We start from the raw sequence: 19,138 nt of genomic DNA, 5'->3' as shown, positions 1-19,138 counted from the left end.
CAAAAGATGAACTGCGCGCCGCCGCCAGCCTGCCAGGGTAAGAAGCAAGAGGGCGAGCGCGCAGCACATCGTCGTTGGCTATTTGTGCACAGCGCAGCCGCAGCCATCGGCGTGATAGCGGCCGATGGGCTCGACCATGCCGCCCTTTCCATACATGTCGTGGGGCCGCACCCAATCGGTCAATGCATGATAGGGGCCCTCCTCGTTACGCCCCCTAGGCATCACGTCGAGGAATTCATAAATGGTGAGGAACGGCTCTGCGCCGCGGCCAAAGACCGAGTAGGTATGATAGATCTGCCCGTCTCTATCCTTGAAAAACACGCTATCCCCCGACAGGTCGGCGAGGAACGGGTCGGTTTCACGGAAATTGTAGTAGGCTTTCTTTGCCGTCATTTCGGCCGGCGTGAAAGAGACATTGTAGTCGTAGTTGAAATCGCTGCTAAAGGACGAGACAAAGGGAAACTTCCAATCCATCCGCTTCTTCAAAGCTTCGATCTCGTCGAGTGTTGCCCGCGCCACAGCGGTATATGTGACGTCGTGGTTTTCGAGATGCACTTGGATGCCAGCAATGTGGTCGACCTCAAGTGAACAGCCGACGCAATGATGCTGCTGGCCCGGCCCCATCATGAAATGCTTGATAAAGAGCTGGCTCCGCCCCTGAAACAGGTCGCTCAGCGTCTGCTTGCCGGTGGGTGTATCGAAGACATACTCCTTCTCGACCTTCACCCAGGGCAGAGCGCGCTGCTCGGCACTCAAAGCATCTTTCATCTTGGTGAAGGCCTTCTCCTTCGCCTGCAAGGCCACACGCGCCTGAAGCCATTCATCACGTGACACGATCTGATGCTGCATGTTCATGTCCTCCTGTCGGGTTTTAAGCGAAAAGATCATCCAGCCGGTCGAAGGCGCTGTGCCATCCGACGCGGTGGCTGTCGCAATTGTCCGTGCTGTCAAAGACGCTCTGGCGGAAGGTCATCAGGGTCTTCTTGCCCTGGTCCGCGAAGGTGATCTCGATCAGTGTTTCTGGGCCTAGCTTGCGGGGTGATGGATCCCACACAAAGGTGAACACCAGCTTCCGGTTGGGAACGATTTCGCGGTAAGTGCCGCTTTGCCACAGCTCCTCATCACCATCGACAGCACGTAGGCCAATGCGCCATTTGCCGCCGGGCCTGATATCCGCCCGCACCTCGGCGATCGGATGGCTGCGCGGTCCCATCCACTGCATCAATTGCTCCGGATCGATGAAGGCCTGGAACACGCGAGCACGCGGCGCATCGAAGATCCGCGTGATTGTCAGCACCCGGTCATCGGATGCAGCGATCCGATCAACGCTTCTTTTTGCCGTCGGCATTCTTCTTTCCTTTCGCATCCAACCTGTGCAGATGTTCTTCCAGGCGGCTGAAGCTCTCTTCCCAGAAGCGTCGATAGAAATCGAGCCAGTCGGCCGCGTCCTTAAGCGGGCCGGCGGTCAGTGCGCAAGGCCGCCATTGCGCTTCGCGACCGCGTTCGATGAGCCCAGCCCGCTCCAGCACCTTGAGGTGCTTTGATACGCCAGGTCCGGTCATCTCGAATGGCTCGGCCAGCTCATTGACCGAGGCCTTGCCCAGTGCCAATCGCGCCAGGATCGCCCGGCGCGTAGGATCTGCGAGTGCGGAAAACGTGTCGCTCAATCGATCCCGTTCCATGTCTTAACGAACCATACAGTTATATAACCATATGGTTTGTTACTCCGGACTATGCCTGTCGTCAAGCACCCGTTTGCGGCCGGGAACATAAGCGACTATCACGCGTAATTTCCTGGTCGGCCGCTCCGCCGCCACCGGGCAACGTGGCGCCTTTCCCTCGAGTAATCAGAGAACCTGGCACGGCTATTCGGGCAGCGACCCTGTCCATTTGGTCGATATTTTTTGCCCGCGGGAAAAGTGGTGACCCAACGAATGACTAGGCAGGCCGTCAGACCCATCACGTTAAGCCATTGAGCAATTTGCCGTAAATTGATTCAGTGACAAGCTTTGATGACAGTTTCGAGGCCATCTTTTAGCGGAAATGCCTCACACGTTAATGAGAGTCAGAATCCCCGAATTTAACATTCTGGTAACGATCCCGGCCCTATCGTTTTCGGATCAAAAGATACTTCGCACACATTGCTCATCCGCAACGCTTACCCAAGCCGAACGCGAGAAAAACAGTGATCGCCACCGACGTTCGAATGCTGGTCGATTTGGCCCGTGACAAGTCCAGCCAGGGGCGCTCCAGCCTCGTGACTGCCATTGGCGATCTCATGGAGGATTCCGGCCGCATCCTGACGTTGCAGGAAAAGGCCTTGATGAATGACATCCTGAAGAAACTTATTCAGGACGTCGCACGCCCCATTCGCAAGGCGCTGGCCGAGAAGCTCTCTCAATCGCCCAATGCGCCCCATGAAATCGTCAACCTGCTGGCCAATGATGAATTCGATATCGCCTCGCCGGTACTCCTCAACAGCGATCTGCTGAGCGACGAGGATCTGGTCGAGATCGTGCGCCACCGCACACTCAGCCATCGCCTTGCCGTCGCCATGCGCCGCAGCGTTACCACGCTGGTGAGCGATGCGCTGGTGGGCACGGCGTCGGTCGATGTCATTAAGGCCCTGTTGGAAAATCACGGTGCGCAGATCGGCGATGCCACCATGTCCTATCTGGTTCAGCAGTCGGAAAGCGTCGATGAGTTCCAGGAGCCGTTGTTGCGGCGGAAGGACCTGCCGGTCGACCTTTCCAAAAAGATGTATGTCTGGGTTTCGGCGGCTCTGCGCCAATACATCGTCGAGCATTATTCAGTCGACAAGGCCGAACTAGATCTCACCGTAGCTGCCGTTGCTGACGATATGTCAGCGCGCGACAGCGACAGTGCCGCCCGGGCCGAAGATGCTGCCATGGCTTTGGCTGAACAACTTGCCCGTCGCTCCGAGCTCACCGCCGACATGCTCGTGAAGACCTTGCGGCGAGGTGAAATAGCGCTCTTTGAGGCAATGCTGGCCCAGATGATCGGCCTGCGACCGCAGGTGGCACGTAAATTGATCTATGAAGACGGCGGTGAAGGCCTCGTCATCGGTTGCCGCGCCTGCAATATCAACCGCACCGATTTTACCGCCCTGTTCCTGATGCTGCAGCGGGCGCGGCCGAGCGAACTTGCCAACAACCCCTATCAATTGTCGCGCTCGATGGAGATGTTCGACCGCTTGAAGCCGGACACGGCGCGCAAGGTGGTGGAACGCTGGAAGATCAACCCGTTCTTCCTGAAATCCATCCGACGGCTCGAAACCCAACCGCGCGGATGACGGGCATGCGGGAAAAGCTCCGGCTCGTAAAGACTGAGCCGATCACCCCGCGCCAGCCGACCGCCGAACAAATCAAGCAGATATTCGCGCAACGGCTGTTCGATTTTGCCTCGCCACTCTATTTGGTCGACAAGAGCGGCCGATTGACCTGGTACAATCTCCCCTACCGCCAGTTGGGCGAGCGGCTATCCCTGCCGGATGGCCTCATCACACTGTTGCCGCTCACCGCCATCCTCAGCGAGGCTGACGACCGTGATCGCGTCGTGCGCCGCGACATCACGGTGACGCTGGATGGCCAGGAGCAGATTCTGCACGCGCATCATGTGCCTCTGACGGATCGCCATGGCAAGCATGCCGGTCTGGCCGGACTCGTCGAGCCGATCAACAATGCCATCAGCCTGACCGCCGAGCTCACCAAGGCTCACGAGCGTTTCGACGATATCGTGCGCTTGACCTCCGACTGGGTGTGGGAGACGGATCCGACATTGAACATCACCCTCGTTTCGGACCGCGTCACCAAGGTGCTGGGCTATCTGCCCCAGGAACTGATGGGCAAGCGCCTGGAAAGCCTGGCCGACAATGATGCCGGCGCACTCGCCATGAGCCAGCGCTTTGCCGCCATGGCACCTTTCCGTGACCATCGCTTCGAAGCCTTCACCAAATCAGGCGATGTGCGCCTCTTCCTGCTGAGCGGCGTGCCGACCTTCTCCCATGAGACCGGCGCTCATACCGGCTTTCGCGGGACGGCCAGTGACATTACCGATCTGGTGCGCCGTGAACATTCGCTGATTCTGGCCAAGGACAGCGCCGAACTGGCTAATCGGGCCAAGTCTGATTTCCTCGCCAATATGAGCCACGAGCTGCGCACGCCATTGAATTCGATCATCGGCTTTGCCGATCTGCTGACGCGGCAAGTGGCGGATACCCCTATCGACGGCCGCGCGCAGGAATATGCTGCCGACATCCAATCGAGCGCCAGCCACTTGCTCACCATGATCAACGATATCCTCGATCTCTCGAAGATCGAGGCTGGCCGTCTTGATCTCAATGAGGAAGAAATCTCCATCCAGATGCTGTGCGAGCCCGCGCTCCGTATGATCCAGGATCGTGCCCGCGCCGCCGAACTCACCCTGGTCAGCGACCTGCCAAACGATCTGCCGCTGGTGCTGGTCGATCACCGACTTACCCGGCAGATCCTTTTGAACCTGTTGTCCAATTCGGTGAAGTTCACGCCGGCCGGCGGCAAGATCACGATACGCGCCTATCGCGGCCCGGAGCGCGACCTCATTATCGAGGTCGAAGACAATGGGATCGGCATTCCGGAGAAGGATGTCGACCGCGTGCTCGAACCCTTCGTGCAGGTGGAATCACATCATGCCCGCCGCTATGCCGGCACGGGTCTCGGCCTTGCCTTGTCACGGCGCCTTGCCGAGTTACATGGTGGCCGCCTCACCCTGGTCAGTCAGATCGACCGCGGCACCAGGGTCGGCTTGCATATCCCGGCCAGCCGCTTGTGCTGATCGTCATCCCCCGGCAGCCTTGAAGTTCCCACCGCTAGGCGCACGCCTCTGACAGGTCAGGGCGTGCTTGATCCCTGACGGCATTCACCATGTTGGGTACGATTGACAGGCAAACCGCGAAAGACATCGCCGCAATGCCAAGATGCCAGCGATCGCCGCGCCGGTGCTGCCAGGCGGCGCAGATCCCATTCACGCCGTAGAAGATCAAAGCCGGGATCGCGAACATCATGACGGCAAACAGCCCGTCGCAATCGACGATACTTGCGTCAAAAACGCCATATTCATTTGCCGGCATCACGGCAGCCAAAATGGCAACCGGCAGACCAAGGACGAGCACAGCGAAATGGATATATCGGCGCCATAGACCGTTTACCGCTATCATCAACCGGCAAACCCCTCCAGGAACGCCACCAGATTCCGCCCTAGTTCCGGACATAGATAACCGCCTTCCTGCACCAGCACGGTCGGCAACCGCAAGGCCGCGAGCCTGGCAGCAATGCGGCGGAAGCCGTCTTCCGTGACGGCAAGGCCGGCGAAAGGGTCGCCGGCAAAGGCATCCAGCCCCAGCGCCACGACCAGAGCTTCGGCGCCGAAGCTGCGCACCTTCGCCAACCCAACATCCAGCGCTGCCAGGAACACGTCATCACCACTGCCAAGCGGCAGCGGCAGATTGAGGTTAGCACCCTCCCCGGCGCCCTCCCCCTCCTCGTCCGCATGCCCCCAGAAGAATGGATAGAAATGTGCGGGATCAGCATGGACCGAGACCGTCAGGACGTCGCCACGGGCATAGAAGATGCCCTGTGTGCCGTTGCCATGATGCAGGTCAACATCGACCACGGCGACGCGGTCATACTTGCCGCGCAGGATACCGGCCGCGATGGCGCTGTTGTTGAGGTAGCAGAATCCGCCTGCCATGTCGGCAAAGGCGTGATGCCCAGGCGGACGGCACAGCGCATAGGCCGATGCGTTGCCATCGCGCACCATTTGTGCTGCCGCGATGGCGCAATCGGCGCTGGCCAGGATTGATGGCAGACTCTCCTGATCAATCGGACAGGCGGTATCAGCCATGTGATAGCCCGCCTGGCCAACGATCGATTGCGGATAACCAAGGCCGCGGCCATTAGGATGAATGTTCGGCACGATCGTCTCAGAGGTACCCGGCAGCTCGCGCCAGCGCAGATGTGCCGTTTCCAAGAAGGTGAGATAGCGCGCATCATGGACGGCAGCGATCGCCGTGCGATCACCCGCAACAGGGACACTGACCTGGTGGCCGGCAGCCAGCAGGGCCGCCTCTAGGGCGACCGCCCGCCCCGGCGCCTCCGGACACGGCTTCCACTGTCCTCGAACCAGAAACTCGCGTGGCGCGTGGCGCAATTGAACGTCGGAAAAGAAAACCTGCATCACCCGGCCTCTGCTGCGTTGGTAGGTTCGCAGCATCGGCCGGGCCTCAGCAGAAAGGCAAGCACCTTATTCGGCAGCCATCCGCGCAGATTGCCCCGATTGGGCGGCGAGATAGTTGAGCGCCTCTTGGACCCCGCCGGCCTTGTGCGGGATCTTGCCCGCTGCCAGGCCCATCTCAACACCGAACAGTGCGCCACCCAGCATCAAATCGTTGGTATCGCCAAGGTGACCGATACGGAAGGCCTTGTCGGCCAGACGCCCGAGGCCACCGCCCAGCGGCATGTTGAACCGGTCGAGCACCAGCTTGCGGAACGCGTCCGCCGAATGACCTTCGGGCATGAAGGCCGCTGTGATCGATTGGCTGTAATCCTTGGGCTCTGCGCAGACCACGTCCAGGCCCCAACCGCGGATCGCCCGGCGCGTCGCTTCGGCATGACGGCTGTGCCGGGCGAAGATATTCTCCAGCCCCTCGGCATCGATCAGGTTCAAAGCCTCGCGTAGACCGAAGAACAGATTGCAGGCCGGCGTGTACGGGAAATTGCCGCCCTGATACGCCTCCCAATCCCAATAGCTGCGCGGCAACTTGGCTTGCTTCGAGGCAGCCAGTGCCTTTTCACTGATGCCACAGAAGGCCAGGCCCGCCGGCAGCATCAGACCTTTTTGCGATCCGCCGATGGCGACATCGACGCCCCACTCGTCCATGCGGAAATCGGCGCAACCAAGCGACGAGATAGTGTCCACCATCAACAATGCCGGATGGCCCACGCGGTCCATTGCCTGCCGGATTTCCGCCACGCGCGTCATGCAGCCGTTGGCGGTTTCGTTATGAACCAGCAGCACGGCCTTGATCTTCTTGTCACGGTCGGCGGCAAGGGCGGCTTCGATAAGGTCAGGATCCGGCGCGTGACGCCAGTCGGTGGCAAGCGACTGCACCTCAAGGCCGAGCTTGCGCGCCATGTTGGTCCATAGCAATGCGAACTGGCCGCTGTCGAAGCCCAGCACTTTGTCACCGGGTGAAAGCGTATTGACCAAGGCAGCTTCCCAGGCCCCCGTACCCGAAGCCGGGTAGATCAGCACAGGCTGGGTCGTTTTAAAGATCGGCTTGATACGCGCCAGGAGTTCGCTGGCCAGCCGCGCAAATTCGGGGCCACGATGATCAAGTACCGGGGCTGCCATAGCTCGCAGCACGCGTTCCGGAATATTGGTCGGACCAGGAATTTGCAGAAATTGCCGTCCAGGCTGATAGGTCATCGAACTCCCCTGCTGTTGAAGATGTCGTGATCGACGCGTTCAACGTGAGGCGAGCGTAACCTATCGGCTGGCCCGAAAGCGACCTCGTTCGATGACCGAACGCCGACATTCAGCCCAAAGTACAATGATACTTGTTACTTGTCCGCTTGGATAATTAATGCGTCGACGGCAACGGCCCCCTGGGGTGAGTTGCACGGGAGGACCATCAGCGGATTGACGTCGAGCTCGACAAGATCGCCGCGATGCGCTTCTGCATATTCGGCAACCGCCATGACAGCGCTGACAACGGCCTCGATGTCGCCGGCAGGCTTGCCACGATAGCCACGCAAGAGCTTTGCGATCTTCAGGCCGTGGATCGCTTTCTCCACCACCTTGCGATCCGTCGGCAACAGCAACAGCGCTGAATCCTCGACCATCTCCACCAGGATGCCACCGGCACCGACCACCAGCGCCAGCCCGAACTGCGGGTCGCGCTTCACACCGATGATGAGCTCGGCCACGACATCCCGCACCATCGCCTCGACCAGGACCTTCTCGATCTTGAGGCCTGGTTTGTAGGCTGCGACCGATGCCTGCATCTTTACCACTGCCGCCTCAACCTCGGCAGCGGATTTGAGATTGACCGCCACGGCGCCCGCTTCGGTTTTATGAGCGATGATGGGGGCTGCTACTTTGACGACGACGGGAAAGCCCAGTTCAGCGGCGGCCTTGGCCGCGTCGGCCGGCGCCACGATGCGGCTTGCCGGAGATTTGAGGCCGTACTTCGCCAAAGCCTGCTTGGCATCATGCTCTGACAGGACCTTCGTCGCACCGTCCAGCACCGGCGTCCGCGGCATGATCAGGTTGTCGGCCGATCCGGACGTCAGGTGATCGCGCTGATAGGCAAAGCGCGCCGCAGCGGCAAAGGCGCGCATCGCCTCGGGCAGGCCCTGCATCGGGGCAGCATGATGCGTCGCCATCCGGTCGCGCACGCGGCCCGGCAGCAGCTCCGGCAAGGTCGCCGTGACGATCGGCATTTTTCCGTAGGTCTCGCAGGCAGCCATGATCGCATTGACCGAGGCATCACACGCCCGTTCACTCGCCTCGCCATCGACGGCATAATCCAGGATCAGCATGCCGGCATCGTAGTCGCCACGCATCACCGTGCCGAAACACTTGGTCAGCAGATCTTCATGACTCCACAGCGACGTATTGTAGTCGAGCGGGTTGGTCACGGAGGCGAAATTGGGCAGCTGTTGCTTGAGGTCGGCCACCTGTTCCGGGCTGTGCGGGTTGAGCGGCACGTCGAGTTCTTCCGCAAGATCCGCCGTCATCAACCCATCGCCGCCGGAGCAAGTAAAGACTGCGAGGCTCTTGCCCTTGGGCAGGCCAGCGATCGAAATGAGCTTCATCGTTTCCAGCAAATCGGGGATCGAATTCACCCGGATCACTCCCAATCGCTCGAACAACGCATCATACATGCGGTCGCTGCCGGCCAGGGACGAGGTGTGGCTCATCGCGAGCTGGCTGCCCAGTTCGGACTTGCCGGCTTTCAAGGCAATGAGTGGCTTGCCGTTCTGCAGCGCCTTGGCTGCGGCACGGCTGAATGCCGGGACATCGCTGATTGCCTCGATATAGAGGCCGATCGCCGTGACCTTCGGATCCTCCGCCAGGGCATCAACGAAATCGGCCACGTTGAGCACCACCTGGTTGCCAGAGGTGATGACATAGGCAAACGGCACCGAGCGGTCGTTGCAGGTGAGGTTCAATGCGATGTTGCCGCTCTGGGCCACCAGCGCGCAGCCTGTTTCGACCTTGTGCCCATTATGCCCGGTCGGCCACAGAACGATGCCGTTGAGGTAGTTGAGGATGCCATAGCAGTTTGGTCCGACGACGGCGAGGTCACCTGCCGCCTCAATGAACTTCTTCTGCAGCTCCACACCCTCGCCGCCCACTTCGGCGAAACCCGCGGCGTAGCAGATCGCCCCGCCGGCACCGCGTGCGTTGAGTTCTTTGAGCGTCTCGATCGTGGCTTCGCGCGGGACTGCGATGAAGGTCGCATCCGGTGCCTCCGGCAGTGCGGCGATAGACGGATAGCATTTGCGCCCACCCAACTCTTCGTATTTCGGATTGACCACCCAGATCTCCCCGGCAAAACCCGCAGCGTCACAGCGCCGGATCGATTCCGCCATAGCCTGCCCGCCGATGATGCAGACATGACGCGGCTTCAAGAGCCGCCGGATATTGTTCTGGCGCGTGGTGAGGGTGCTCATGGCGGGGATTCCAATATCGAAGTGATCCACTAGGTGTGCTAATAGCAAGCCCGATGGGCTTGAGACAAGTCGCCATTCACTTGATGAAATACGACACGACCTGGGAGCGCGGCATGATCCACGACATTCTGATCCGCCACGGCATGGTTATCGACGGTACGGGCGCCCGGCGATTTGCCGCCGATGTCGCCGTCGATGGCGACCGGATCACGGCGATCGGCGACCTGCAGGGGCGTATCGCCCACCGCGAGATCGATGCCGATGGCTGCGTCGTGGCGCCGGGCTTTATCGATGCCCATGCCCATGACGACATCGCCCTGTTGGCCGAGCCCGACATGCCGTCCAAAGTCAGCCAAGGCTGCACCACAGTGGTGATCGGCAATTGCGGCTTCAGCGCCGCCCCCCTCACCCCGCGCGCCAGCTATCCGGCCGATTTCCTCCTCGGTGACGAAAGCTATTACCGCTTCCCACGCGTCGCCGACTATTTCGCGGCGCTCAACGAGACGCCCGCTGCCGTCAACAGCGCCGCCCTGGTCGGCCATTCCGTGCTGCGGGTCGAATGCATGAGCGAACTCGACCGTCCGGCCAATGCAGCGGAGATCGCCGCCATGGGTGCTCGGCTGAGCCAGGCCCTCGCGGATGGAGCACTAGGCTTCTCGACCGGCCTCGAATACCCCAGCAACAAGGCGGCCGACACTGACGAAGTCGTGGCGCTGGCCCGGGTCGCTGGCGAGGCGGGTGCCATCTACACCACCCATTCCCGGAATTACGACGCCCAGTTCCGCGAGGCCCTGGTCGAGGCGCTGGAGATCGGCGAGCGCGCCGGCGTGCCGGTCGTGCTCTCCCACCATCAGGGCGACGGGCCGGAGAATATCGGTCACACGGCCTGGTCCCTGCCCATGATCGACGAAGCCCGGGCGAGCCAGCTGGTCGGCCTCGACGTCTATCCCTACAACGCTGCTGCCACCATCATCGACCCGGCCTTCGTGCTCTCAGCCTCGAAGGTGCTGATCAGCTCGTCCCAGCCGCATCCGGAAATGGCGGGGCGTGAGCTCGACGACATCGCCCGGGAATGGGGCATCGACCGCAATGAAGCCGCGCTCAAGCTAGCCCCTGGCGGCGCCATCTATTTCTGCCAGGACGAGGCCGACGTGCAGCGTATTCTGGCATTTCCTCCGACTATGATCGGCAGCGATGGCCTGCCTGGCGGCGAGATCAACCACCCGCGCCTGTGGGGCAGCTTTCCCCGCGTCCTCGGCCATTACAGCCGCGAACTCGGCCTCTTCGACCTCGAAACCGCGATCCATAAAATGACCGGCCTCACCGCCAGCCGCTTTGGCCTCATCGATCGCGGCAAACTGGCTGAAGGCGCTTTTGCCGATGTCACAGTGTTCGATCCGGCCACTGTCATCGACCGTGCCACATTTGTGTCACCGTCCGAACCCAGCCTCGGGATTCGATTTGTGCTAGTAAATGGGGCCTTAGTGTGGCGCGAGGGGGTAGCGACAGGTGCCCGGCCTGGACGACCGTTGCCCCGTAAACAGCGCCTTGCGCCACAATCGTTAAGCTCGCTGAAACCATTGCAGCTCGCGGCTTTTTGATGAAAACGCACACAGATTATGCGGCCTTCGTATTGGCGACTCATTAACTCTCGTTCTATATCATCACTGTGCTGCAGCCCGTTGGTTGGTGCAGCTTGGCCCGTGATGAAACCGGCACCCCGATGAGCCTATTGAAAGACAGCAAACGCGCAGCCCGTTCGGTATTTCAGCCGAGCCGCCGGCGCGTCCTGTTCGGGCTTGGCGGGGTAGCTTGTGCGGCCGGGGCGCTCGGCTTCGGCCTGCCCCTGCTCAGCTCGCCGGTCCGCTCCAGCGCCCAGGAACTGAGCTACTTCCGCATCGGCTCCGGCGCCCCCGGGACCCCGCTATACGAGTTGGCCGGCCTGATCGGCGGCGCCATCAGCAACCCGCCCGGTTCCCGGACCTGCGAGGAAGGCGGCTCCTGCGGCATTCCCGGCATGATCGGCCTCGCCCAGACCAGCTCCGGATCGGTCGAGAATCTCACCCAGCTGCGCGGCAAGATGGTGGAGTCCGCCGTCGTCCAGGCCGACATCGCCTATCTCGCCTATACCGGCAAGGACCTGTTCAAGAGCACCGGCAAGGACAACGACCTGCGCGCGATCGCCGGGCTGGGCCGGCTCAACGTCAAGATCATCGTGGGGCCGCAATCGACCGCGACCACGGTCGAGGGGCTGAAGGGCCTCAAGGTCAATCTCGGCGCCGAGAACAGCGACAATGCCGTGACCGCGCGCCAGATCCTCGGCTTCCACGGCCTCAGCCCCAAGCGCATCAAGCCCAGCTATCTCGATTTCCCTGCCGCCGCCGAGGCTCTCACCACCGGCAAGATCGACGCCATGATCGTGGTCGACGCCCTGGACAGCCGCGACGTGACGGCTCTCGCGGCCTCAATGCCGCTGCGCATGCTGCCCATCACCGGCGACCCGGTCGCCAAGATGATGAAGGGCTTCGGCTTCATCGCCACCGGCATCATCAAGGCCGACCAGTTCAAGAACGTGCCGGAAACCCCGACTGTCGAACTGGTGGCGGTCTGGCTGGTCCCGGCCAGCCTCTCGGACGAGACCACCTACGAACTCACCCGCGCCGTCTGGCAGGAGGCGACGCGCAAGAATCTCGACCAGGCCTCGGCCGCCGGCAAGGCGCTCGATCTGCAGCTGGCGATCGCCGGCGTCAGCGTCCCGTTTCACGCAGGCGCCCTCAAATATTATGACGAGCACGGCGTCACCCGCTTCCTGCCCGCTGCCCTGCGCAGCGACCCGGCCATCAAGACCAACTAAATCCCTGCGGTAAAACGCCCGGCGGTAAAATCTCCGACAAGCGGAACCCATGCCGCAGCGCCGGGGTTGGTGAAGGACGCCCTGTCCGTCTCACCGCCCAAGGAACCCCCATGCACCCCAGACTGCTGGCCTGCTGCTTGCTGACCTCCTCTCTTGCAGTCCTGGCCCTGAGCGGCTGCACGACCACGCGGAGCAGCGATCCCGAACGGACAGCGACCGAGCAACTGCTGATCTCAACGGCAGCCGACAAGCAGGCGCAGAGCCTCGACTTCGGCGTGCCCGTGGGCAAGCGCGTGTTCATCGAGACCGCCAATTTCGAGGGATACGATGCCAAATACGCCATCGCCGCCATCCGTGAACAGGCGCTGCTCAAGGGCCTGCGCCTCGCCGACGACAAGAAGGACGCCGAATGCATTATCGAGATTCGCGCCGGCGCGCTCTCGATCGACCAGCGCGACATGCTCGTCGGCGTGCCGAAATTCGACCTGCCGATACCGCTCGCCGGCGGCGCCTTCACATTCCCGGAAATCGCGCTCTACAAGCGCGATACCCAGCAGGGTGTCGCCAAGTTTTCGACCGCGGCCTATGACGCCAAGGATGGTCGCCTGATTGCCACCGCGTCACCCGCCGCCGACTCGTCCTACCAGAAGGAAACCGTGCTCCTCTTCTTCATCTCCTGGTCCGAGGACAATCTGAATCGTCCGGAAGATTGAAACCTGCTGTGACATCTACTGCTTTGCCGGCAAAGGTTAAGACACTCTGCTCGCTTCTTAGGCAGAGTCGGATGGATTGCCGATAAAGGCGTGTTTCCACAGCTGTGACATCTTTTTGACTTAAGAAAGTCTTCACGCGCTGCGCACACCCTGGTCCCGGGGACTTGGATCAGTGGGGCCTGTGATGATTCTATCCATCGTTGATGCCAGTGTGCCGCGCGCCGTGACGCGTTCCTTATTGGCGACACTCATCTCGACTGTTGGCTTTGTCGGGCCCTGCGGTGCTGATGAGACAGCGGCGCCGCTGCAGATCGCCTTCCATGTCGATGTCATCGGCCACCAGTTCGCCGATCAGCGGGAGCCGGATCAACTCACTGCCGATCAGATAAACGAGGCCGCAACCGGCGACGATGCAGAATTGCCATCGCCACGCACGATGGAGTTCAACCTCATCGGCCTGCCAGTCAGGCTCGGCACGAAGGACGAAGGTGAAGATGCCCGCACGGGCCTTGCTGCCGGACTTCAGGCCGATTATGAGGCCGCCCTCAGCGATCACCTCTCCTTCACAGCGTCGACAAAAGTGAGCAAGACGGGTTATCTGGACAATAGTTGGGGCACTGACCGGGCCGAGGCCCGCACCGCTTTGCGCTATCAGCATGATGGACTGCTCCTGGCTCTGGAACCGAGTTGGAGCCTCGATATGGTGGAAACGACCGCGACGCAGAGCGATTACGGCGCCACGGCGCGCTTTTCCAAGACACTGTTTCAGCGTGTCGACCTCTCCGGTGGCATCCGCTATGGCAGGCACGACGCCTGGAACCCGGTGGATGACTACACCAACGCCTCAGCCTACGCGACGCTCACCTACCGTATCGCCAACCGGATGAAACTCGATCTCTCTTATGCCACCACCTACAAGCTGCCGGATGAGCTGCAGGCCGGCAGCCTCAGCCTCGACGATCTCCAATATGCGGAAAACAGCGCCGGCCCCACCATAACGATGACCTTCCCGCTGTGGGACGCCCTCGATATCGCCGCCACCTACCGTTATTGCCGTAGCGCCGACGACATACCACGGCGGGGTGGTGACCGCCGCGTCGACGATCTGCAAAGCTTCGACATGAGCGCTGTCTGGCATGCCGATGATTCCGATTATGGTGGCATCAACTTCACCGCCGCCTATGCCTACGACCGCCTCGCCACCAACGCAAACAACGCCGACGAACAATCCCACGCGGCCACCATCGCGATGGCGATCCCGTTCTAAAGTGAATTGATAGACAGCGAAGCTAAGATATTGCCGTCGAGAGCTCATTCCCTCTCCCCTCGCGGGAGAGGGTCAGGGTGAGGGGGGCGGATGACTGGACTCGCCGAGAGATCCCCCTCACAGCTCGCTAGCGCTCGCCGCCCCTTCCGCCAAGGGAAGGCCAACTCGAAACCGTGCTGGCATCCCGTCTCGTCTTCTGGAAAGCTGCTGCGAACAATTTTCCCGGAGCGATCTTCGTGACCATCATCCGCCCTTGCGCGAACGCCGACCACCCGGCCCTTGCCACTCTCTATACTGAAATGCAGCGTCACTATCAGGTCCCGTGTCCCACCCGGGAGGAAATCCTGGCAGACCTTGCCAATCTGCCAGTAGGTGTCGAAATCCTGGTGGCTCTGGACGATGCCGACACCGTCAACCCGCTCGGCTTCGCTGCCTTCTCGGCGATCTATCCCGGTCCCAGCCTCAAATCCGGCTTCTTCCTGAAGGAAATCTTCGTGACCCAATCCGCCCGCGGCAAAGGTGTCGGCAAGGGCCTGATCCAGGCCGTGGCCACCCTCGCCCTCGAACGCGGCCACAGCCGCGTCGACTGGACGGCCGACCGAGCCAACCGCCATCTCATGAACTACTACAAGGACCTCGGCGCCGAGGTGCAAGAAGAGAAGGTCTTCTACCGCCTGGCCGGCGAGGCGTTGAAGGCGATGGCCCGGAAGGGGTGATGACGTGACCCGATAAAATTTGTCATGGTCCGCGAAGGCGGAGGATGACAAAGGGAGTCACGGCAGCCTCTGAACCGCTTGCCACGCCGCGCGCAACCTATCGCCCTCGCCGCGGAACCAGGCCTTCTTCAGCGCACAAGCCGTGATCCGGTCCAACCGGAAATGCCGGAAATCCTTTTTCCGTTCGCACCACGCCGCCAGCACCACGACCTCGACATAATAGACGATGGCGAGCGGCTGCACCGTGCGGCTACTGCTGGCGCCTTGCTCGTTGCGATAAGTGATCGACAGTTTCTGTTCATCGCGAATGGCGCGCCGCACGGCTTTGAGGTCAATGGCGACCGGCGCCTTGGCGCCCCAGGATGAGACATGGAGATTGCCGGCTTCGATCCGGCGCCCGTCATCGGCCGGCAGCACACTCGCGATTTTGCCTCGGACACTTTCGGCGGCATCCAGCAAGCCCTTATCGCCGGTGCGGCGCAGCAAAGCCATGCCGACCACGATCGCCTCGACCTCATCGGCATTGAACATGAGCGGCGGCAGGTCGAAACCGGCGCGCATGACGTAGCCGATCCCGGCTTCTCCCTCGATCGGCACGCGCATGGATTGGAGTGCGGCGATGTCGCGATAGATGGTGCGCGGCGTCACCTCCAGCCTTTCCGCAAGATACGTCGACGTCACCGGCCGCCGTGCCCGTCGCAGGGCCTGGATAATGGCAAACAGCCGATTGGATCGCTCGCTCATTCGGCCTCTCGCATTGCTGGATGCATCCACATCTGCTCCGTCATCCCCGGGCTTGACCCGGGGATCGAGTACGACCGGGCGAGATGTTCATCAGTTACCACCTGATCCCCGAGTCAAGCCCGGGGATGACGATAGACTTGCAGGCTACCAAATCACTCCTGACACCCTGTTGTCAGTAGCCTATGGCTAACCTCTCGGCGACTCAATGTGGGGAACGCCATGCAGCAGAGTGAGACGATGTCGGCCGGCCTGTTGCCGCGGTCGCCCTACCGGTTGGGCATGCTCCTTGTCACTGCCTCGGCGGTCGCCTGGAGCACGGCCGGGTTCTTCACGCGGCTCATCCCGCTCGACAATTGGACCCTGCTGTTCTGGCGCGGGCTGTTCGGGGCGCTGGGCGTCCTCCTGTTCATGCTCTACCGGGACCGCCAACAAGCCATCGCGCAGTTCCGCACGATGGGCTGGCCCGGCTGGGTCTTCGCCCTGGTCTCGGCATTCGGCATGATGTGCTTCATCACCTCGCTGACATTCACGACCGTCGCCCATGTCGCCATCATCTACGGCACAGTCCCCTTCATCGCCGCCGCGATGGCATGGATGGTCCTCCGGGAAAAACCCGGGCGGAGCGCCGTCGGCGCCAGCCTCCTCGCTCTTATCGGAGTCATCTTCATGGTGGGTTTCGGCGGCGACGGCGGCAATTTGCCCCTGAGTTTGCTGGGCGATCTCCTGGCATTTGGCATGACCCTCGCCATGGCCGGCATCATGGTCATCACGCGCCGCTATCCCGGAATCCCCACCCTCGCCGCCGCCGGCCTCTCAGCGCTGCTGAGTGCCATCGCCTGCCTGCCCTGGGCACACATCGGCAGCCTGCTCCCGATGGACCTCGTCAACCTCGCTTTGTTCGGCCTGGTGAACTCTGCCCTGGGCCTGGCTCTCTTCACTTTGGGCGCCCGAATGCTCCCCGCCATCGAAACCGCCTTGATCGGCGCCCTCGATGCACCACTGGCGCCCGTCTGGGTCTGGCTGGTTTTCGATGAGGTCCCGAGCAGGAACACACTGATCGGCGGTGGCTTGGTGTTCGCCGCTGTGGCAGCACACATCGCGCACAACAGCCGCCATAAATGACAACCGAATTCCCTCTCCCTTTAGGGGGAGGGTTAGGGKGGGGGCATGGGCGATGATTTTGCCAGAGCAGGACTGAACGCAGCCCCCACCCCGGCCCTCCCCCTAAAGGGAGAGGGAGAAGAGATCAAGATTGGCAAACATATCCGATTGCCCCCCATTGTCATGGTCCGCGAAGGCGGACCATCCACGAGTTGCGGGCGGGATCTTTTGAAAAGCGGAGATGCCGAATGGTCCTGCGCTGATTCAATCGTCTGCAGTTCTTGCATTTCGTTACGTGATGACGAATCGAAACCGACTTGTACAATTAGCCAGTAGAATTAGATTTTCGATTGGCCGATCATAAAAAGATGCGCCGATAACAAATTGTTGGGGGATGATATGAAAAGCGCTATTTGGATTGCCATGACATGCGTGGCAGGTATCTGCCGCGCCGCCAGCGCCAACACCTGGATAGATTTCAACACATACAAATGCAGCGATTTCATCGCTGATGGCAACATTGCCGCGGCTGCCGAGAACGGGTCTTCAAATCAACTTGACCATGGCCTTGCATCAATTGCCGCCTATAGCTATTCAATCGGCTACATACAGGCGCGGATAGAAGAAGACGGTGTTGCCAAACACGTTCTGACAGACAAAGAGGTACAACTTTACGCCCGCATTGTCGCGGGAACGTGTAAGGAAAATGGCGATCAGCTTTTTATCAACATGCTCCGAGAATTTCACCGTCAATGAACCAGTGATTTTTTCGTGACGCTATATCATTCGGTTCCCCGTAGATCTGATATGGGCATTCTGTAGACTTTGACAAGTCATCACCCCATCACCTCAACTCGGATCCTATACACCCCCGGCTCCGGCTCGCTACCTTCCAGCAGCTTGTTGCCCGTCACCTCGCAGAAATGTTCGAAGTCCTTCGGTGCGCCGGGATCGGTGGCATCAACTTCGAGGATGTCGCCCGGCGATAGTTCCTTGATCAGCTTGCGGGCTTTGAGGACCGGGATCGGGCATTTCAGCCCGCGGGCATCATATTGGCGGATCAATGGACGGCTCCTTCTGCGACGGCCTGGCCCTCGCGCCGCGCCTGCCAGGTCTCCAGCAGGCTGGCGCTGACGATGAGGATACCGCCGACGATCTTATGCCAGCCGAGCTCTTCGCCAGCCAGCCACACGGCGGAACCGACTCCGACCACGACTTCCGAGGTCATGAGGATACTGGCGCGGCCGGGCGACAAATACCCCGCCCCCCAGAGGCTCAGCACCATCGCCGGCACCACCCAGATGAAAGCAGCGGCGATGATCCACGGCACCGCACCGATGAAGATGGGCAGTGCCGGCCAGCCGGCAGGGCCCGCGATATCGCCCAGCAGCATATAGACCAGTAGCCCCACCGGCAGGGCGCAGCCGAACTGCGCAATGCTCTTGTCGAGCACGGTGATATGGGACCACATGCGCGCGGTCAGCAGCGCCACCGCCCAGCACAGGCCTGCCCCCAGCCCCATCCATTCCGCAAGGTTGGACGGCCAGGGCCAGCGGCCACCGACGCCCTGCAGGATGATGAGGCCGACAAGCGCCAGGCCGATCCCGATCCAGCGCACTGGCGTCAGCGGTGTCTTCATGAAGACCCGCTCCAGAATGGTTGACCAGATCGGACTCAAATAGAACAGCAGGATGATGATGCCGACCTCGCCCATCACCACGGCGACGGCGAACAGAATGTTGCAGCAGGCGAGGGCGCCGCCACAGAGCAGCATGCGCCAGCCGCCGGCCCGCAATTGCTGGCGTCGGAGAAACAGAAATGGCAGCAGCGGGATGAGCGGTACGCCGTAGCAAAGCGCGCCCGCGAGGGCCGCCGGAATCCCCGAAGCCTCCACCGCGCGCAGCGGATACCACATCGAGCCCCAGAAGATGGAGGAGCCGATCATGGCAAGGCTCGGCCACAGGATGCCCATCGTGGAGGCAGTCGTGGAATTTGCTTGCATGACC

At 61.3% G+C, this 19,138-nt stretch carries 19 protein-coding genes; 9 read left to right on the top strand and 10 right to left on the bottom strand.

Going from position 1 to position 19,138, the window contains the following annotated elements:
- Positions 1 to 78: 78 nt before the first annotated feature.
- From AC1DWZ_RS23445 to AC1DWZ_RS23435, 3 genes are read right to left on the bottom strand one after another with little or no spacing between them, the layout of a single operon-like run.
- The gene (locus tag AC1DWZ_RS23445; protein ID WP_477171378.1) at positions 79 to 849 is read right to left on the bottom strand and encodes a DUF899 domain-containing protein; all 771 of its coding nucleotides are present in this window, start codon (positions 847 to 849) and stop codon (positions 79 to 81) included.
- A 22-nt stretch (positions 850 to 871) separates the two neighbouring features.
- Entirely contained in the window at positions 872 to 1,348 is a 477-nt protein-coding gene (locus AC1DWZ_RS23440) for an SRPBCC domain-containing protein (RefSeq protein ID WP_477171377.1), read from the bottom strand.
- On the bottom strand, positions 1,323 to 1,667 hold the full coding sequence (locus tag AC1DWZ_RS23435) for an ArsR/SmtB family transcription factor (protein WP_477171376.1): 345 nt from the start codon (positions 1,665 to 1,667) through the stop codon (positions 1,323 to 1,325). Before AC1DWZ_RS23435 ends, AC1DWZ_RS23440 begins: the two co-directional genes overlap by 26 nt.
- Positions 1,668 to 2,185: 518 nt before the next feature.
- Here AC1DWZ_RS23435 and AC1DWZ_RS23430 point away from each other — a divergent pair.
- Together AC1DWZ_RS23430 and AC1DWZ_RS23425 are read left to right on the top strand one after the other, a co-directional pair.
- Positions 2,186 to 3,313 carry a DUF2336 domain-containing protein gene (locus AC1DWZ_RS23430; protein ID WP_477171375.1) on the top strand — a complete coding sequence of 376 codons (1,128 nt, stop codon included), beginning with the start codon at positions 2,186 to 2,188 and terminating at the stop codon, positions 3,311 to 3,313.
- A 5-nt stretch (positions 3,314 to 3,318) separates the two neighbouring features.
- Positions 3,319 to 4,833, top strand: coding sequence for a PAS domain-containing sensor histidine kinase (locus AC1DWZ_RS23425; RefSeq protein WP_477171374.1), 1,515 nt, complete (start codon positions 3,319 to 3,321; stop codon positions 4,831 to 4,833).
- Positions 4,834 to 4,867: 34 nt separating this feature from the next.
- Here AC1DWZ_RS23425 and AC1DWZ_RS23420 read toward each other — a convergent pair whose 3' ends face one another.
- From AC1DWZ_RS23420 to AC1DWZ_RS23405, 4 genes are all read right to left on the bottom strand, one after another.
- Positions 4,868 to 5,215 (bottom strand): hypothetical protein, encoded by a 348-nt coding sequence (locus AC1DWZ_RS23420; RefSeq protein ID WP_477171373.1) that lies wholly within the window; start codon positions 5,213 to 5,215, stop codon positions 4,868 to 4,870.
- Entirely contained in the window at positions 5,215 to 6,234 is a 1,020-nt protein-coding gene (locus tag AC1DWZ_RS23415) for a histone deacetylase family protein (protein WP_477171372.1), read from the bottom strand. Before AC1DWZ_RS23415 ends, AC1DWZ_RS23420 begins: the two co-directional genes overlap by 1 nt.
- Before the next feature lie 66 nt (positions 6,235 to 6,300).
- Complete coding sequence (locus tag AC1DWZ_RS23410; RefSeq protein ID WP_477171371.1) at positions 6,301 to 7,485, bottom strand: pyridoxal-phosphate-dependent aminotransferase family protein; 1,185 nt, start codon at positions 7,483 to 7,485, stop codon at positions 6,301 to 6,303.
- A 134-nt stretch (positions 7,486 to 7,619) separates the two neighbouring features.
- Complete coding sequence (locus AC1DWZ_RS23405) at positions 7,620 to 9,737, bottom strand: acetate--CoA ligase family protein (RefSeq protein ID WP_477171370.1); 2,118 nt, start codon at positions 9,735 to 9,737, stop codon at positions 7,620 to 7,622.
- Between the two features lie 53 nt (positions 9,738 to 9,790).
- On the opposite strand from AC1DWZ_RS23405, the gene AC1DWZ_RS23400 reads away from it, so the two are divergent.
- From AC1DWZ_RS23400 to AC1DWZ_RS23380, 5 genes are all read left to right on the top strand, one after another.
- Complete coding sequence (locus tag AC1DWZ_RS23400) at positions 9,791 to 11,338, top strand: N-acyl-D-amino-acid deacylase family protein (RefSeq protein ID WP_477171369.1); 1,548 nt, start codon at positions 9,791 to 9,793, stop codon at positions 11,336 to 11,338.
- Positions 11,339 to 11,460: 122 nt separating this feature from the next.
- A complete protein-coding gene (locus AC1DWZ_RS23395; protein WP_477171368.1) occupies positions 11,461 to 12,591 on the top strand; it encodes a TAXI family TRAP transporter solute-binding subunit in 1,131 nt (376 codons plus the stop codon).
- A 110-nt stretch (positions 12,592 to 12,701) separates the two neighbouring features.
- A complete protein-coding gene (locus AC1DWZ_RS23390) occupies positions 12,702 to 13,304 on the top strand; it encodes a DUF6655 family protein (RefSeq protein ID WP_477171367.1) in 603 nt (200 codons plus the stop codon).
- Between the two features lie 184 nt (positions 13,305 to 13,488).
- Positions 13,489 to 14,571, top strand: coding sequence for a TonB-dependent receptor (locus AC1DWZ_RS23385; RefSeq protein ID WP_477171366.1), 1,083 nt, complete (start codon positions 13,489 to 13,491; stop codon positions 14,569 to 14,571).
- Between the two features lie 236 nt (positions 14,572 to 14,807).
- A complete protein-coding gene (locus tag AC1DWZ_RS23380) occupies positions 14,808 to 15,287 on the top strand; it encodes an N-acetyltransferase family protein (protein ID WP_477171365.1) in 480 nt (159 codons plus the stop codon).
- A 57-nt stretch (positions 15,288 to 15,344) separates the two neighbouring features.
- Here AC1DWZ_RS23380 and AC1DWZ_RS23375 read toward each other — a convergent pair whose 3' ends face one another.
- Complete coding sequence (locus tag AC1DWZ_RS23375; RefSeq protein WP_477171364.1) at positions 15,345 to 16,031, bottom strand: helix-turn-helix transcriptional regulator; 687 nt, start codon at positions 16,029 to 16,031, stop codon at positions 15,345 to 15,347.
- 219 nt (positions 16,032 to 16,250) lie between these two features.
- On the opposite strand from AC1DWZ_RS23375, the gene AC1DWZ_RS23370 reads away from it, so the two are divergent.
- Positions 16,251 to 17,153, top strand: coding sequence for a DMT family transporter (locus AC1DWZ_RS23370; RefSeq protein WP_477171363.1), 903 nt, complete (start codon positions 16,251 to 16,253; stop codon positions 17,151 to 17,153).
- 378 nt (positions 17,154 to 17,531) lie between these two features.
- Positions 17,532 to 17,888 (top strand): hypothetical protein, encoded by a 357-nt coding sequence (locus AC1DWZ_RS23365; protein ID WP_477171362.1) that lies wholly within the window; start codon positions 17,532 to 17,534, stop codon positions 17,886 to 17,888.
- Positions 17,889 to 17,968: 80 nt separating this feature from the next.
- On the opposite strand, the gene AC1DWZ_RS23360 is transcribed toward AC1DWZ_RS23365, so the two are convergent.
- Together AC1DWZ_RS23360 and AC1DWZ_RS23355 are read right to left on the bottom strand one after the other, a co-directional pair.
- Complete coding sequence (locus tag AC1DWZ_RS23360) at positions 17,969 to 18,196, bottom strand: sulfurtransferase TusA family protein (RefSeq protein WP_477171361.1); 228 nt, start codon at positions 18,194 to 18,196, stop codon at positions 17,969 to 17,971.
- Positions 18,193 to 19,134, bottom strand: coding sequence for a DMT family transporter (locus AC1DWZ_RS23355; RefSeq protein ID WP_477171360.1), 942 nt, complete (start codon positions 19,132 to 19,134; stop codon positions 18,193 to 18,195). The genes AC1DWZ_RS23360 and AC1DWZ_RS23355 overlap by 4 nt, the downstream gene beginning before the upstream one ends.
- Positions 19,135 to 19,138: the final 4 nt, after the last annotated feature.

The organism is Dongia sp. P2_B8 (assembly GCF_056404715.1).
This window is presented reverse-complemented; position numbering and strand designations above follow the sequence as displayed.